Here is a 15031-nt window from a genome sequence, read left to right on the forward strand (position 1 = left end):
ATCTTGTGAATCTAATGCTGTGAGAAAAGCTTGCCGAGGTACGCTCGAACGTCTCGGATGGCCGATTCTCGCGCATGGCCGTTGGCCCCAACATGCGGGTCCAATTGAACGCATGCATCCTTGAAGCTGAATTCGGATCGCGTCGCAAGGTTGATCAACGTCCCCTTCTCGTCCTCGGCGATCTCGCAAGCCCGCACGGTTTGCGAACCCTTGGCAACGGTGGGTGGCATGTCGAACGGCAGATCAAATGCATGAGGTGCCCCGGGGTACACCGTCATCACAACGTCGTTACCGGCCTTGCGCAGGCGGTCTACATACTCGGCGCACTTTTGGGGCGGATCATAGTCATCCGCAGCGCCATGGAACTCGCGGATGGGGGCATCTACGTCGGTATCGTCGCGATAGCGCGTCATGCAATCCGGATACAACGGAATGTATGCCTGGAAGCGTGCACCGCTCGTATTCCAGAGCCGATGAAGCCGGCGCATCGCCGCATACAGCGTGGCCTGCCCACCGCGCGAGAATCCCATCAGAACAATCCTTTGCGGATCGATTCGTGGATGATGAGCGAGCACGGACAGTGCTCCATATGCATCGATGATGAGATTCAGCCGACCCAGTTGACTTTGGTCGCGACTCGTCGAAACGATGCCTCGCCCCGTGAAGCCGTCGATGGCGAACGTGGCGATGCCCATCGCGTTAAATATGCGCTCCCACATTTCGATGTTCGGGCCCATGCCGCTGGAACCGTGAATGAGCACCACCGCGGGTTGGCGCCCAGTCGTCTGGGCGAGGCGCAGCACGCCGCCTACCACCGCCGGCTTTCCGTCTCTGCTGCCGGTCAAGACCTGACTGTCCGACAGCGTGAGCGAGGGAATCGCGTGCACTTCGACATGCGCCGCGATATCACTGCTTTCTGCTTGCGACGCGGTGGCCCAGCAGCACAGGGCAAGGGCGAAACCAGTCAACCACTTCATTGCCTATCCTCCTGGCGTCAGCCTTCGGTTTTGATAAAACGGTCTGCCATCGGTGCTCTCCACCCGGTTGCGGGCTGGCTGCAGCAGGCAGCGTAGGGCAAAAAAAATGCGCCTGCCGTTCAGGCAGGCGCTTGGGCCATCAGTTGGCAGCTTTGCGCTGCCGCCATTTGCGTCGCAGCCGTGCAATCAGCGTCCACGCGATCGCCAGCATGATTGCCCAGGGCACCAGATAAGCCACCGCCTGGATCACACCCGCACTGGCACTCACCAACGAGGGGATGAACTCACGCACGGCATTGCCGATGGGCGCCCACAGGCTGCGCGCGCCAGTCTGGCGGGTGGTCATGTCGATGGAAAGCACCTCGCGGTTCACGCGGTCCATCAGGTGTGCGTTCTGCCCCGTGGCGGCTTCCAGCTCGGATTGCGTTTCCGCCAGCTTTTCTGCAATCAGGATCAAGTCTTCCACCTTGCTGGCTTTGCGCTGCAGCTCCAGCAGGCTCTTGCGGTAGTTCTGCAGCATCTCCAGGCGCTTGCCGACTTCGGCCACCGGTTGGGCCAGGTCGTCGACATGGGTGCCCTGGCTGACGATGCCGCCGCTATCGGCCAGCCGCGCCCGCAATGCGCGTACACCCTCGGGCGTGGCGCGCAGGTTCAGGTGGGCGGTGCCGTCGCGCTGGTCGCGTTCCACCTGGATGCTTGCGTCCATGACCGTGCAGTGCCAGGTCGCTTCTTTGGCGCAGGCGTCTTGCAGGCTGCGGTAGAGCGGTTCCAGTTGCGGCGGTTCAACTTCCAGCGAGACACGATGCTCGTACGCAAGGAATTTCTGCTCGGCACGGTCGGCCATCTTGGCGCGTTCTTCTGGCGCAGCGGCGGACAGCGCCGCGGGCGATGCGCCGCCGGGTTCGGAATCGTGCTTCTTGCCGCAAGCACTCAGGGACAGCGCGATCAGAAGCAAGCCGAGGAATCGGGTCATAGACACGGGGTGTAGGAGGGGTATACGGAAATGCCGCGCAGTCTAGCGCACGCGGCTTAGGACGCCATGGTGGCGGATGGGCATGAAAAAACGCCCGTCGGCGAACCGGACGGGCGTTTTTTCTGAGGATGGCGAGCTGGTATCAGACGCCTTGCGGTACGCCGCGCGGTGCGCGCTTGCCGCTTTGAGCCGGTGCGTCTTCATGCACGTGCTCGACTTCGTCCAGATAACGGGTGTGCCAGCCGCTGGCCACGCCCCACTGGTAGAAGCCCAGCGACACAACCGCCACGACGACCATGTCCCAACCGTAGGGGATCAGGCCCAGGCCGCCGAATTCCTTGCTGCCGAAGTACGACATCGCAGCGATGGTCGGCAGGTAGGCGATCATCCACCAGGCGCCCTTGAGCTCCGTCTTGAAGTCGGGCCAGCCGGCCTTGGCCTGGTAGTAGAAGTACACGGGCAGTGCCACCAGCATCAGAACGATGATCTCGCCGGTCAGCGGCCACTTGGCCCAGTACAGGATCAGCGATGCGCATACGAAGGCAAACGGTGCGATCAGCGACAGGCCAGCCAGGCGCAGCGGGCGGTGCAGGCCCGGCGAGGTCTTGCGCAGCGACATCACGCTGATCGGGCCCGTCAGGTACGAGATGACGGTTGCCACCGAAATGACCGCTGCCAGCGCACCCCAACCACGGAAGAAGAACAGGAAGATGAACGACACCGCCAAGTTGAACCACATGGCCGAACGCGACACGCCATAGATCGGGTGCACGCGGCCGAAGATGGCCGGCAGGGTGTTGTTGCGCTCCATCGCGTAGATCATGCGCGTGGTGGTGGCCATGTAGGTGGCGCCGGTGCCCGAGGGGCTCACGAACGCATCCAGATACAGCACGATGGCCAGCCAGTTCAGGTTGAGCGCAATCGCCAATTGAGCAAACGGCGAGTGGAAGTCGATGCCATGCCAGCCGCCCGCGAGCGATGCCGGCGGCACTGCACCCAGAAAGGCAATCTGCAGGGCCACGTAGATCACAGCGGCCAGCAGGATGGAGCCGATCACCGCAATGGGCACGTTGCGGCCCGGGTTGCGCGCCTCGCCCGCGAGGTTGATCGGGCTTTGGAAGCCGTTAAAGGCAAACACAATGCCGCTGGTGGCAATGGCCGACAGCACCGCCGACCAGCCATACGGGGCAAAGCCGCCTGCCGTGCTCGCGCCTTCGGCCATGCCGAAGTTGCCCGGGTGGAAGCCCGCGGCGATCAGCGCCACGGCGGTTGCCAGCGGAATCACAAACTTGAAGATGGTGATGGCGCTGTTGGCCTTGGCAAACGCCTTCACGCCCCAGTAGTTCACCAGGAAGTACACGATCACCAGCACGGCCGAGAGCACCAGGCCGACCGGAGTCAGCTCACCGTTCTGGAACAGCCCCTGCGCCCACGGCCACGGCCACGAGCTCATGTACTGGATGGAGGCTTCGGCCTCGATGGGGATGACGGTGACGATGGCGATCCAGTTGGCCCAAGCGGCCACGAACCCCACCAGCGAGCCGTGCGAGTAGCGCGCGTAGCGCACCATGCCGCCCGATTCCGGGAACATCGCGCCCAGTTCGGCGTACGTCAGGGCGATGGCCAGAATGACCACGGCACCAATGACCCAGGTAAAGATGGCGGCGGGGCCCGCCACTTGCGCGGCATGGCCGGCACCGAACAGCCAGCCCGAACCAATGATCGAGCCCAGACCGGTGAGCATCAATGCCCAGGCGCCAAGGTTGCGTTGTACGTGTTTTTCCAAGTGGAGTCTCCACCCCGGCGAGTTGGAAGCTCGACAGGGTATTGCGGTGTGTTAACCAATCCGCTTAGTTCTACCGAGGCGACGCGGTTTTGGCATCGCCCACCATCCCGCACGGCGGGTGTCGCCAGGCAGGACATGCGGGTGTGGGTGACACGTTGTGTCAACCTCACCAGTCCGGTCGCGATGAAGGGCAGGGCGCGATGCCTGCTCTCCGGGGGGGTCGCGTATAGTCACCGACGACATTGTGCGGGGTGCCGCACTTGCCGCCTGATTGCCGGAGCTCGCAATGGGGCGCAATGATAGCGAAATCGGTGGCGGTTGCACCTTCTTTTTTTCATGGTTCCCCCTAAGTTTTTGCGCCAATGGATTCCTCCCTCATCCCTTCGGTTGCACCGACATCATCCGCACAGTGGCATCGGCGTGTGCTGACGCTGGCGTTTCCCATCGTGCTGGCCAACCTGACGCAGCCGATTCTGTCGGCCGTCGATACCGCCGTGGCGGGGCATTTGCCGGGGCCGGAATACATCGGCGGGGTGGCGCTGGGCGGGGTGTTCTTCAATTTCGTGTTCTGGGGCTTCGGCTTTTTGCGCATGGGCACCACGGGGCTGGTGTCGCAGGCGCATGGGGCGGGCGATGCGCGCGCATTGCGGGCCAGCGTGGTCCGCGCGCTGCTGCTGGCGTTGGCCATCGGGGCGGCGCTGCTAGTGGTGCAGGGGCCGGCCATCCGCATCACCCTGGCGCTGCTGGGGGCCAGCGAGTCCGTGACGCGCATGGCCGAGGTGTATTGCCACGCGCGTATCTGGTCCGCGCCATTTGCGCTGGCGAACTACGTCGTGCTCGGTACGCTGCTCGGGCGTCAGCAGGTGCGGCGGGCGCTGCTGCTGCAGGTGTTCATCAACACCGTGAACATGGCGGCGGTATTGGGCCTCGTGCTGGGTGCTGGCCTGGGCGTCGGTGGCATTGGCTCGGCGACGGCGTTGGCGGATATGGCGGGCTTTGCGCTCGGCATGCTGCTGCTATGGCTGCAGCGGCCGCACGATTTGCTGCCGCTGACGCGCGCCGAATTGCTGGCGCGAGACGCCTGGCGCCGGCTGATGGGACTGAACACCGATATCTTCCTGCGCACCTTGTGCCTGCTCGGCGCCTTCGGCTGGTTTGCCCACGTGGGCGCGCAACAGGGCGACGTGGTGCTGGCCGCCAACGCGCTCCTGCTCAACTTCCTGACCTTCATGGCGTACGGGCTGGATGGTTTTGCGCATGCGGCTGAAGCGCTGGTGGGCTCAGCCCTGGGCGCGCGCGATCGGCAGGCGCTGCGCATGGCGATTCGCGTGTCGACGTTCTGGTCAGTGCTGGGCGCGGCGGTGTTTTCGGCCGTCTACGCGCTGGCGGGCTCCGCCATCATTGGCGTGCTGACCGATCAGCCAGCGGTGCGCGAAGCCGCGCGCCACTACCTGATCTGGGCGGCGCTGCTGCCGGTGGTCTCGGTGTGGGGCTTTCAGTTTGACGGCGTGTTCATCGGCGCCACACGCACGCGTGAGCTGCTGGTGACGATGGTCGTGGCGGCGGCAGCGTTCTGGGGGTTGTCGGTTACGTTGCAGCCGCTGTGGGGCAACCACGGGTTATGGCTGGCCATGCTGGGGTTCATGGGGCTGCGCGGGGGAATGCTGGGGGCGTTGTTGCCAAGAGTGTGGCGGGCCCCGCAGCTGCAGCCGGCCTAGGCCACCCTATTGCGCAGACTCCACCACCAACAACGCCGTCGCCACCGTCTTGCCGGCGTTTGAAATCGCGTGCTGCACATCACCTGGGTAGCGCGCCGATTCCCCGTGTCGCACTTTCTTCTCACTCGGGCCGGACTGCACGGTCACGGTGCCGCTCAGCACCGATAGGTGCTCCTTCGTGCCCGCCTCATGCGGCTCGGACGCCAGCACGCCGCCCGGCTGAATCGCCAGCTCATACCACTCAAACCGCGCCGCCAGCTCCACGGGGCCAAGAATCTTCAATTCGCACTTGCCATCTGGGCTTTTGATGACTGGGATGGAGTGTGCAGGGATAACCGTCACGGCCGGCGCGGCATCCGCGGCGGCTTCGGGCGAGAGGAAATCCGCCAGCCCCACGCCAAGTGCCGTGGCCAGGCGCCACAGCACAGCAACCGTTGGGTTGGCGAGGTTGCGCTCGACCTGCGAGAGCATCGATTTGGACACGCCGGCGCGGCGCGACAGTTCATCGAGCGACAACTTGCGGGCCTGGCGCAGCGCCTGCAGCTTGGCGCCAACAGCCGGGGGGCCATCGGCCAGCGGTTGGGTAAGGGGGACGGTGGCGGGGGCTTGTGCCATCGGTTAGGTTCTTGTAAATTGAACGAATTATTCGATATATCGAACTTGTTCGATTTATCGATCAACGCAGTCTACAGGAGGAGCACCATGGGGACAACGCAAGCCGTCGCTTCCACCGACGCTTTCTACGCGCACATCCGCCGCGAGCTGGAAGCCATCGAGGAAGCCGGTCTCTACAAGACCGAGCGCATCATCACGTCGCCGCAGGGCAGCGTGATCCGCACAGACGATGGCAAGGAGGTCATCAACCTTTGCGCCAACAACTACCTGGGTTTGTCGTCGCACCCCGAGGTGCTCGAGGCGGCGCATGAGGCGCTCGACACACACGGTTTTGGGCTGAGCTCCGTGCGCTTCATCTGCGGCACGCAAGACTTGCACAAGACGCTGGAAGCGCGCCTGGCCAAGTTTCTCGGCACGGAAGACACCATCCTGTATGGATCGGCGTTCGATGCCAACGGTGGCCTGTTCGAGACACTGCTCAGCGCCGAAGACGCCGTCATCAGCGATGAGCTGAACCACGCTTCCATCATCGATGGCATCCGCCTGTGCAAGGCGCAGCGCTATCGCTACAAGCACAACGATCTGGAAGACCTGCGCGCGCAACTGGAGGCGGCCGATGCGGCCGGCGCCCGCTTCAAGCTGGTCTTCACGGACGGCGTGTTCTCGATGGACGGCACGATTGCGCGGCTGGATGAAATCCGCGCCATCTGCGACGAATTCGGCGCGCTGCTGGGCATTGATGAATGCCATGCCACGGGTTTCCTGGGCAAGCGCGGGCGCGGCTCGCACGAGCACCGCGGCGTGTTCGGCAAGATCGACATCATCACCGGCACGCTGGGCAAGGGCCTGGGCGGGGCCTCGGGCGGCTTTACCAGCGCGCGCAAGGAAGTGGTGGCGCTGCTGCGTCAGCGCTCGCGGCCGTATCTGTTCTCGAATACGGTGGCCCCGTCCATCGTGGGGGCGTCGATCAAGGTGCTCGATTTGCTGGAAGCCGACACCGCGCTGCGTGACAAGCTGGAAGACAGCGCGCTGTACTTCCGCCGCAAGATCGTCGAACTGGGGTTCGACATCAAGCCGGGCGAGCACCCCATCGTGCCGATCATGGTGTACGACGCGAACAAGGCGCAGGCCCTGTCCAAGCGCCTGCTGGAGTTGGGTGTGTATGTGATCGGCTTCTTCTACCCGGTGGTGCCCAAGGGGCAGGCGCGCATCCGCGTGCAGATCAGCGCGGTGCATGAACGTGCGCAACTGGACGCGGCGCTCAAGGCGTTCGAGACGGCTGGCAAGGAACTGGGGATCATCCGATGAGCACCGGTACCAGCGCTAATTTTGGAACGGCGGCACCGCGCATCCTCATCATCGGCGCCAACGGCCAATTGGGCACCGAACTGGCCGCCGCGCTGGCCGAGCGCTACGGCAACAACAACGTGGTGACCAGCGACATGGTCCCCAAGGGCCGCCACCCGCAAATTCGCCACGAGATGCTGGATGTGACGGACCGCGGCCAGTTGCGCGAGATCATCGAGCGCCACGGCATTACGCAGATCTATCACCTCGCTGCGGCGTTGTCCGCGGCGGCGGAGCAGTCGCCCACCTGGGGCTGGCAGCTCAATATGAATGGCCTGCTCAACGTGCTGGAAGCCGCGCGCAACCACAACCTTGAGCGCATTTTCTGGCCCAGTTCGATTGCCGCGTTTGGGCCGACCACACCGCCCGACAACACGCCGCAGAGCACGATCATGGAGCCCAAGACGGTCTATGGGATCTCCAAGCTGGCGGGCGAGGGCTGGTGCCGCTGGTATTTCGAGCACCACGGCATCGACGTGCGCAGCCTGCGCTACCCGGGGCTGATCTCGTACAAGACCGCCCCCGGCGGCGGCACCACGGACTACGCCATCGACATCTTCCACTCGGCCGTGAAGGGGGAACGCTACGCGTGCTTCCTGAACAGCGACGAGGCCCTGCCGATGATGTACATGCCCGACGCCGTGCGCGCCACCATCGAGCTGATGGAAGCGCCGGCCGAGCGCATTACCGAGCGCGGCAGTTACAACCTTGCCGGCGTGAGCTTTACGCCGGCGGAGCTGGCTGCGGAAATCCGCCGGCATCGCCCGACGTTTGAAGTGACGTACGCGCCGGACTTCCGCCAGGCGATTGCCGCGAGCTGGCCCAACTCCATTGACGATTCCGTTGCGCGGCGCGACTGGGGTTGGCAGCCGGAATATGGCGTCGCGGAAATGACGGTCAACATGTTGAAGAACCTTGCGCACCTAGCCGTGCCGAGCGAGACGCACGACGCACATTGACCTGCGGGGATGCGATTGGCGGCAAGCAATGCGACCAAATACGGCCAATCCCCCCGCCTGCTTGCGGTATCGGTTGGATGGGTTGTGTCCAACAATGCAGCATGACCGCCACTTTCCGCCCCCGCCGCATGCCCTGTCCGACGCCCGAAGACCGTTCCGCGTCGCCTGACCCGGCGCCGCGCCATCGCGACGACCCTGCGCCCACGCAACGCACGTGGTGGGTGCCGGTCGTCCGCATGTCGGCGCTGGCCGGCGTGGTGGCGGCCATTCCCCACACGCCGATTGCGCTGCCGTTTGCAGGAGGTGCCTGGATGCTGCACACGGCAGCGGGCTTGCTATTCATGGTGGGCGCCATCGACAGCCTTTTTCTCTTCGCCATGCGTCGCAAGCCGTGACGGTGCGCGCACCCCGGTGCGCATGAAGGCACTTCTATAGGCTCCGGCGATCCCCCGCTCGGTAAGTTTTAAAACAGGTTGTAAAAACGTTCAGACGACGGCCGATCGCATGATCGGGCCGGCCGTCGCATCGTCTCGTCTTCGTAACAGAATCGTTACAGAACGGGGTGATTATGCGGCAGCGCAGCAAACGTTCTCGCAGCCCCGCAATCCTTTGCGGCGGCGGCTCTTCAGCACTTTCAGCGTGGCCATTTTTGTGCCGTGAGTGTAAGCAGATGTTGCATTGCACGGTCCTGGCCCGATGCTTGCTCTATGTCCTGCGGTCACTCTGCGTGAGCAAGGTGAGTAAGTCACCTCGCGCCACGCGCAGAACAATGTTCTTCCTATAAGCGAATCCGGCTTGTTCCCACGGCATTCGCACTTCGCTCGTCCCCGCCGCCGGTTGTGTCTGCTGCGCGGGTGACACGGCGCTTTTCTCGGATGGTCCCGGGGTTTCGACGGTCATTGCGCGCATGTGTGCCTGCCGCGGTGGGCCCTTGCGCGCGTGATCGGAATCGCTTCACAAGAAAACGAGGAAACCATGAAAGCAGTCCTGCTGGAGAATCATCCGTTGCTGCGAGCCGGACTTAGCGCTTTGCTCGCGCATCCCTCCCTGGGCCTGGACGTTACTGCACCCGCATTGCCAGCGGGCGAGCCAGGCGAACTGCAACCGGCTGACGTGCGTGCGGATTTGCTCGTCGTCGGTTTGGACGAAGCCGATGCCCCCGTTGATGCCGCTCAGCTGCGCGATGCCATTGCCAGCAGCCAGGCGCGCCACGTGGTGTTGCTGGCAGCGTCCCTCTCACTCGAAGAAGCGCACGTCGCCATGACGTGCGGTGTAGACGCCTACGTGGCCAAGAGCCAGTCGCCCGAGGTGTTGCTGGCAACGCTGCAGCTGGTGCTGGCCGGGGGCCAGTCGTATCCCCCGCTGGCGCCGCGCACGACGGGTGCCGCAGTCCCGATGCTGGCGCTCAACGCTGCGGAAGCGGCGCAGCGGCTCAATGTGTCGCTGCGGCAGTACGAGGTGCTGGTGTTGCTCTCACGCGGGCATTCGGTCAAGGGCGTGGGGCGTTTGCTGGGCATTTCGGAAGCCACCGTCAAGACGCACGCATGCACGCTGTATCGCCGCCTGAACGTGCGCAACAAGAGCGAAGCGGTGTATGCCGCGATGCGGTTGGGGATTCCGCTAGAGCTGCAAGGGGGCACGGCTGCCACCCTGGCCGCAACGGTGGAGACGGCTGAGGAGGCCGACGTGTTTGTCGAGATGGCCGATGCCGCGCCGCGCGCCGATGCCACGGTTGCAGATGCGGTGATGGCACCGTCCAGGGCGGCGGCCGCGCCAAACGTGGTGGCGGCAGCCGAGCTTGGCGCCGAGTCGCGCTGGGCCGCCATGACGCGTGCGTTTGGCAGCGTGGCCCCCGCCCAGTCGCTGCGCACGCCAGTGCGTACCGCTAACGGCACCGCTCGCCTGGGCTGACCCGCCTCAGGCCGCTTCGATGCAATGCGGCTGGTGTGCACTCGCACGCGCCGCTCACTGGACACGACAACAATGACAGCCCACGAGCCAACCTTCCGGACCCTGCCGGCGGAGCGCGTTTGCGCGCCCGCAGGCTGGGAACCCCGCCGGCATCCGCGCCGCTGCGCGATTGCCGCCGCTACCGTGGTGGTGGTCGGCACCGCTCCCATGCTGGCGCATGCCGCCTCGGATGATGCCTCCAACGCCGCCTCCGACGCCACCACCAGGCACCTGATCGACGCGCAACTCAACGCGCCCGGCACCGTAGCGAGCGCAAGCAATGATGGCCTGCCTGCATCACCGGCCAGCACGTTGTTGATTGCGCAGCAACCGGTGCCGGCGGTAGTTGATACCCCCACACCCACGCCAATGCCTGCCGACGCCGCACCCTCGGCGCCGCCTGCACCGGCGCCGTCCCCGACGGTCATCTTGCCGCCGGGCGCGCCGTCTCCGGATGCTGCCGTGCCGGCGCCTGCCATGTCGCCAAGCCCCGGCCCGTCTGGCCCGTCTGGCCCGACGGCGCAGGGGCCGGGCGCGCTGGAGCCGCTGCAAGTGTCGCCGGAGGCAGCCAACGCCGCCGCCACGCACGCTGCCGGCAATCCGCCCGAGAACGCGCCTGCCGGCCCCATGCCGACCGACCGCGCCGCCTTCCACGACGAAGTCATGCGCGAAGCACGCGAGGGCGCGGCCACGCTGGCACAAGAGCACCTGCGCGACCACCCCGACTGGTTCAAGGAAAGTGAGTCGTGGCACGTCGATCATGCCGCCGCTGCACAGCGCATCCGCTGGGGGCGTCAGCAATTGAAGGTCATCAACGGGCCGGAGCGCTTCGTCATCATCGATCAGGCTGTGGCCGAGATCGAAGCCCTGCTCAAGAAGGTGCCTGACACGCCCGAGAACGCAGAATTCCGCCAGGAAATCGTCGCGGACGAGGTGGTGGCGCTGGCCTCGCGCGGGCGTATGAAGGATGCCGTCAAGCGTTATGAGGCGATGTCGCAATCGGGCAAGGTGCCCGCCTACACCCGCGTGGCGGCGGGCGACGCGTATGCGTATCTCGACACGCCCGACAAGGCCGCTGCCGCCTACGCGCAGGCACTGAAAGATGCCGGCCCCGGCGAGATCGAAACCGGCGATGTGCAGGAAGGCCTGTTCTATGCCTACCTCGACACCGGCCGCTTTGAAGACGCGCGCGCGCTGCTCGACAAGATGAAGGCCGACAACCCGGAATACGTGCGCCTGGCACCCGAAGCCGGTACACCCAACCCGGATTTCTCGCGCGTCAAACGCCTGGAAGCCCAGTACCTGGTGCTGACAGGGCGGACGCACCAGGGCATTGCCGAGATGGACAAGTGGCGGCACGAGGCACCGTTCGCCGCATCGCTGGTGAGCGCGCGTGCTGATGGCGCCATGGTGCAGGCCGAGCCATACCGCTCGCGCGAGATGTACAAGACAGCGCTGGCCGAACATCCAGATGACTTGAGTGTGCTGGCGGGCTATGGCCGCGCATCGCTGGCCGTGGACGATCTGAAGACCGCCAAGGATGTCGCCAATGGGACGAGCGAGCGCTTTCCCGAGAACGGTTCGGTCCGTGCGCTGAACAAGGATCTGGACGAATACCAGAGCCCGCAACTCATCATCCAATCGACGGCGGACAAGGGCAATTCGGTGTTTGCCAACAACGAATTCGGCGTGGACACCAAGGTCTACAGCAGCCCGTTTGCTGATCACTACCGCCTGTTCTTCCACAACTTTGCGGGCCGTGGCCAGTTTGACGGCGCATCGCAGAGCCGCGTGCGCAATGGCGCGGGCGTGCAGTGGTTCAACACCGGTGTCGAGGTGAACGGCGAAGTGCACCAGTCCGTCGGCTCCGCCGGCAAGACCGGCGGCACGCTCGATGCCACCTGGATACCGAGCGACCACTGGAAGGTCTCGGGCATGGTCACCAACGACGACCTGGAGGTGCCCTACAAGGCGTACCAGGTGGGCGTGACGGGCAAGACCATTAGCGGCAACGTGCGCTACACGTGGGACGAAACGCGCTACGCATCGCTCACGTACGGCGTATCGCGCTACACCGACGACAACTTCCGCCAGCGCTGGGGCGCCAACTTCTATCAGCAGCTGTTCGTGTCGCCAAGGCATACGGTGGGCGTGCTGCTGGGTGCCGATACGAGCCGCAACACCATGACGGGCCTGAACTACTTCAGCCCCTCGCGCGACTACAGCGGGCAGGCCACCGCCATCTGGTCGTGGACGCCTTGGCGCTATGCCGAAAAGTCGTTCACCCAGCGCGTGTACCTGACCGGCGGCATGTACAACCAGCAGTCGTTCGGCAACAGCCCAATGTACGAAGCGCGGCTGGAGCACGTTTGGCAGATCAACCGCAAGACGCAGGTCTCCTACGGCATCGGCTATGGCCGCCATCGTTACGACGGCCAGCCTGAGAACCGCAAGTTCCTGTACCTGAACCTCAATATTCCGCTGTGATGCCCATGCAACTATCCCGACAACCGTCATTGCGACGATTCTTCGCCTGGATGGCCGTGACCTTGGCGCTGGCCCTCGTGGCCGCAGTGGGCCCGGCCGCCGCCGTTCAGGTGGACTTCCTGCCCAAGCCGGATCCCGAAGACGGCAAGACGTTCCGCGTGCTGTGTTTTCACGATATTCGCGACAACCTGCGCGCCAGCTTCGAGACGCTGCCCGATGCGTTTGCCGTCGATACCAAGATGCTGACGAACATGTTCAGCTGGATCCAGGCTAACGGCTATCACCCCGTCACGCTGGCGCAGATTGACGAGGCGCGCCGAGGCGGCAAGCCGCTGCCCAAGCGGCCCATCCTGCTGACCTTCGATGATGGCTATGAGAGCCATTATTCGAAGGTGTTTCCGCTGCTCAAGCAGTTCCGCTTCCCCGCAGTGTTCGGGCTGGTGACGGAATGGACCAACGCGCCCAAGGGAGCAAAGATCAAGCTGTCGAACACGCAGGTCGTCGACCGCGACTTCTTCATGAACTGGCAGCAGATCCGAGAGATGCAGGCTTCCGGCCTGGCGGAGTTCGCCACGCATACGCACGACATGCACCACGGCACCCTGGGCAACCCGCAGGGCAACGAGATGCCGACCGCGACCACGCATGAATATCTGCGCAATCTCGGCCGGTATGAAACCGACGACGAATACCGCAAGCGCGTGCGGACCGACCTGCAGCGCAGCATCGACATCATCCAGAAGAACGTCGGCGCCAAGGTGCAGACCGTGGTGTGGCCGTATGGCGCCCACAACCTGTTGGCTGACCAGGAGGCCGCCAACGTGGGCCTGAAGTACATGCTCACGCTGGAGCCGGGTCCGAACACGCCGGATGTGCCGCTCACCGCCATCCGCCGCAGTCTGATGGGCTATGACACCAACACGGGCGACCTCGAGCGCTCGCTGCGCGAGCCCGTGACGCACCACGGCATGATCAACCCCGTGCAGCGTGTGGTGCATGTCGACATGGACTACATCTACGACCCAGACCCAAAGCAACAGGAAGCCAACCTCGGCAAGCTGATCGACCGCATCAAGGACCTGGCGCCGCGCGTGGTCTATCTGCAGGCCTTTGCCGATGCGAAGGGCAACGGCGCGGTGGATGCGGTGTACTTCCCGAACCGCCACATGCCGATGCGTGCCGACCTCTTCTCGCGGGTGTCGTGGCAGTTGAAGACGCGTGCCAAGGTGGAGGTGTACGCGTGGCTGCCGATGCTGTCGTACAAGCTGCCGGACAAGAACCCCGCTGCGACACACCTGGTGCAGTCCTTGCCGGGCGCGCCGCAGAAGCCGGGTACGGTCAAGCCACCGCGACTGTCGCCGTTTGATCCGCAGGCGCGCCAGATGATTCGCGACATCTATGAAGACCTGGCCAAGAACGCGACCATCGACGGCATCCTGTTCCACGACGATGGCGTGCTCGACGACTACGAAGACGCCAGCCCTGCCGCACTCAAGGCCTACCAGGCCATGGGCTTGCCGGGCGATATCAACCAGATCCGCCAGTCGCCCGAGCTGATGCAGAAGTGGTCGCGTGCCAAGACCGCAGCGCTGATCTCGTTCTCGAAGGAGCTGATCGATGTGGCGCAGGGCTACCAGAACGGCCGCGACATGCTGACCGCGCGCAACATCTTCGCGGGCCCGGTGCTCGACCCCAAGGCCGAAACCTGGACGGCGCAGAACTATGACGACTTCCTGGAGGCGTACGACTATGTGGCGCTCGAAGCCATGCCGTACATGGAAGAGGCCAAGGACCCGAAGGACTGGATGAAGAAGCTGACGGCCGCCGTGGCCAAGCACAAGGATGGCCTGAAGAAGACCATCTTCGAGCTGCAGGCCGTGGACTGGCGCAACAACGACAAGCCGATCCCGACCACCGAGCTGCGCGACCAGATGCGCGCGCTGCGCTCGGCGGGCGCCCTCAACTACGGCTACTACCCCGATGACTTCATCGCAGGCCGGCCGGATACCGAAGTGCTGCGTGAGGTGATGTCGCTCAAGACGTACATCGAGACGCGCAAGCCGCCGGGCGGCAACACAGGCAGTGTCGAGAAGCTCAACAGCTCTTCTGTGCCCGCACCAGACCAGCCGACCCATGCGGAAGCGGAGCACAAGCCCGTGACCGAAGCGGCCACGCCGCCTAGAGCCGGCAACAGCGCCACCAACAAGGCCGGAGGCTGA

11 protein-coding genes are annotated in these 15031 nt (G+C 64.5%); 7 read left to right on the top strand and 4 right to left on the bottom strand.

Going from position 1 to position 15031, the window contains the following annotated elements; translation table 11 throughout:
* Positions 1–11: 11 nt before the first annotated feature.
* The 3 genes from ACS7SF_RS23970 to ACS7SF_RS23980 all read right to left on the bottom strand — a co-directional run bounded on the left by ACS7SF_RS23970 (position 12) and on the right by ACS7SF_RS23980 (position 3736).
* Entirely contained in the window at positions 12–977 is a 966-nt protein-coding gene (locus ACS7SF_RS23970; protein ID WP_439892982.1) for a dienelactone hydrolase family protein, read from the bottom strand.
* 139 nt (positions 978–1116) lie between these two features.
* Complete coding sequence (locus tag ACS7SF_RS23975; RefSeq protein WP_439892983.1) at positions 1117–1950, bottom strand: DUF4349 domain-containing protein; 834 nt, start codon at positions 1948–1950, stop codon at positions 1117–1119.
* A gap of 142 nt (positions 1951–2092) precedes the next feature.
* Positions 2093–3736: an APC family permease gene (locus tag ACS7SF_RS23980; protein ID WP_439892984.1), complete on the bottom strand. Its 1644-nt coding sequence runs from the start codon at positions 3734–3736 to the stop codon at positions 2093–2095.
* Positions 3737–4098: 362 nt separating this feature from the next.
* Between ACS7SF_RS23980 and ACS7SF_RS23985 the strand changes: the two genes are divergently transcribed.
* Complete coding sequence (locus ACS7SF_RS23985; protein ID WP_439892985.1) at positions 4099–5454, top strand: MATE family efflux transporter; 1356 nt, start codon at positions 4099–4101, stop codon at positions 5452–5454.
* 6 nt (positions 5455–5460) lie between these two features.
* On the opposite strand, the gene ACS7SF_RS23990 is transcribed toward ACS7SF_RS23985, so the two are convergent.
* Positions 5461–6069, bottom strand: coding sequence for a helix-turn-helix domain-containing protein (locus ACS7SF_RS23990; RefSeq protein WP_439892986.1), 609 nt, complete (start codon positions 6067–6069; stop codon positions 5461–5463).
* Between the two features lie 87 nt (positions 6070–6156).
* Here ACS7SF_RS23990 and kbl point away from each other — a divergent pair, with 87 nt between their 5' ends.
* The 6 genes from kbl (at position 6157) to pgaB (ending at position 15031) form a co-directional block, all read left to right on the top strand.
* Positions 6157–7377 carry a glycine C-acetyltransferase gene (gene kbl / locus ACS7SF_RS23995; protein WP_439892987.1) on the top strand — a complete coding sequence of 407 codons (1221 nt, stop codon included), beginning with the start codon at positions 6157–6159 and terminating at the stop codon, positions 7375–7377.
* The gene (locus ACS7SF_RS24000; protein ID WP_439892988.1) at positions 7374–8375 is read left to right on the top strand and encodes an NAD-dependent epimerase/dehydratase family protein; all 1002 of its coding nucleotides are present in this window, start codon (positions 7374–7376) and stop codon (positions 8373–8375) included. The genes kbl and ACS7SF_RS24000 overlap by 4 nt, the downstream gene beginning before the upstream one ends.
* A gap of 101 nt (positions 8376–8476) precedes the next feature.
* Positions 8477–8770, top strand: coding sequence for a hypothetical protein (locus tag ACS7SF_RS24005; protein WP_439892989.1), 294 nt, complete (start codon positions 8477–8479; stop codon positions 8768–8770).
* A 580-nt stretch (positions 8771–9350) separates the two neighbouring features.
* Complete coding sequence (locus ACS7SF_RS24010; protein WP_439892990.1) at positions 9351–10286, top strand: LuxR C-terminal-related transcriptional regulator; 936 nt, start codon at positions 9351–9353, stop codon at positions 10284–10286.
* 72 nt (positions 10287–10358) lie between these two features.
* Positions 10359–12812: a poly-beta-1,6 N-acetyl-D-glucosamine export porin PgaA gene (gene pgaA, locus ACS7SF_RS24015; RefSeq protein WP_439892991.1), complete on the top strand. Its 2454-nt coding sequence runs from the start codon at positions 10359–10361 to the stop codon at positions 12810–12812.
* Between the two features lie 50 nt (positions 12813–12862).
* Positions 12863–15031 (top strand): poly-beta-1,6-N-acetyl-D-glucosamine N-deacetylase PgaB, encoded by a 2169-nt coding sequence (pgaB, locus tag ACS7SF_RS24020; RefSeq protein WP_439894470.1) that lies wholly within the window; start codon positions 12863–12865, stop codon positions 15029–15031.

Origin of the sequence: Ralstonia sp. 25C (genome assembly GCF_051904805.1) — a bacterium.
GTDB lineage: Bacteria > Pseudomonadota > Gammaproteobacteria > Burkholderiales > Burkholderiaceae > Ralstonia.

What these genes read in the sequence shown, in the direction of transcription:
- ACS7SF_RS23970 (WP_439892982.1), bottom strand. Translation starts at nt 977, where the DNA reads ATGAAGTGGTTGACTGGTTTCGCCCTTGCCCTGTGCTGCTGGGCCACC.
- ACS7SF_RS23975 (WP_439892983.1), bottom strand. Translation starts at nt 1,950, where the DNA reads ATGACCCGATTCCTCGGCTTGCTTCTGATCGCGCTGTCCCTGAGTGCT.
- ACS7SF_RS23985 (WP_439892985.1), top strand. Translation starts at nt 4,099, where the DNA reads ATGGATTCCTCCCTCATCCCTTCGGTTGCACCGACATCATCCGCACAG.
- ACS7SF_RS23990 (WP_439892986.1), bottom strand. Translation starts at nt 6,069, where the DNA reads ATGGCACAAGCCCCCGCCACCGTCCCCCTTACCCAACCGCTGGCCGAT.
- kbl (WP_439892987.1), top strand. Translation starts at nt 6,157, where the DNA reads ATGGGGACAACGCAAGCCGTCGCTTCCACCGACGCTTTCTACGCGCAC.
- ACS7SF_RS24000 (WP_439892988.1), top strand. Translation starts at nt 7,374, where the DNA reads ATGAGCACCGGTACCAGCGCTAATTTTGGAACGGCGGCACCGCGCATC.
- ACS7SF_RS24005 (WP_439892989.1), top strand. Translation starts at nt 8,477, where the DNA reads ATGACCGCCACTTTCCGCCCCCGCCGCATGCCCTGTCCGACGCCCGAA.
- ACS7SF_RS24010 (WP_439892990.1), top strand. Translation starts at nt 9,351, where the DNA reads ATGAAAGCAGTCCTGCTGGAGAATCATCCGTTGCTGCGAGCCGGACTT.
- pgaA (WP_439892991.1), top strand. Translation starts at nt 10,359, where the DNA reads ATGACAGCCCACGAGCCAACCTTCCGGACCCTGCCGGCGGAGCGCGTT.
- pgaB (WP_439894470.1), top strand. Translation starts at nt 12,863, where the DNA reads ATGGCCGTGACCTTGGCGCTGGCCCTCGTGGCCGCAGTGGGCCCGGCC.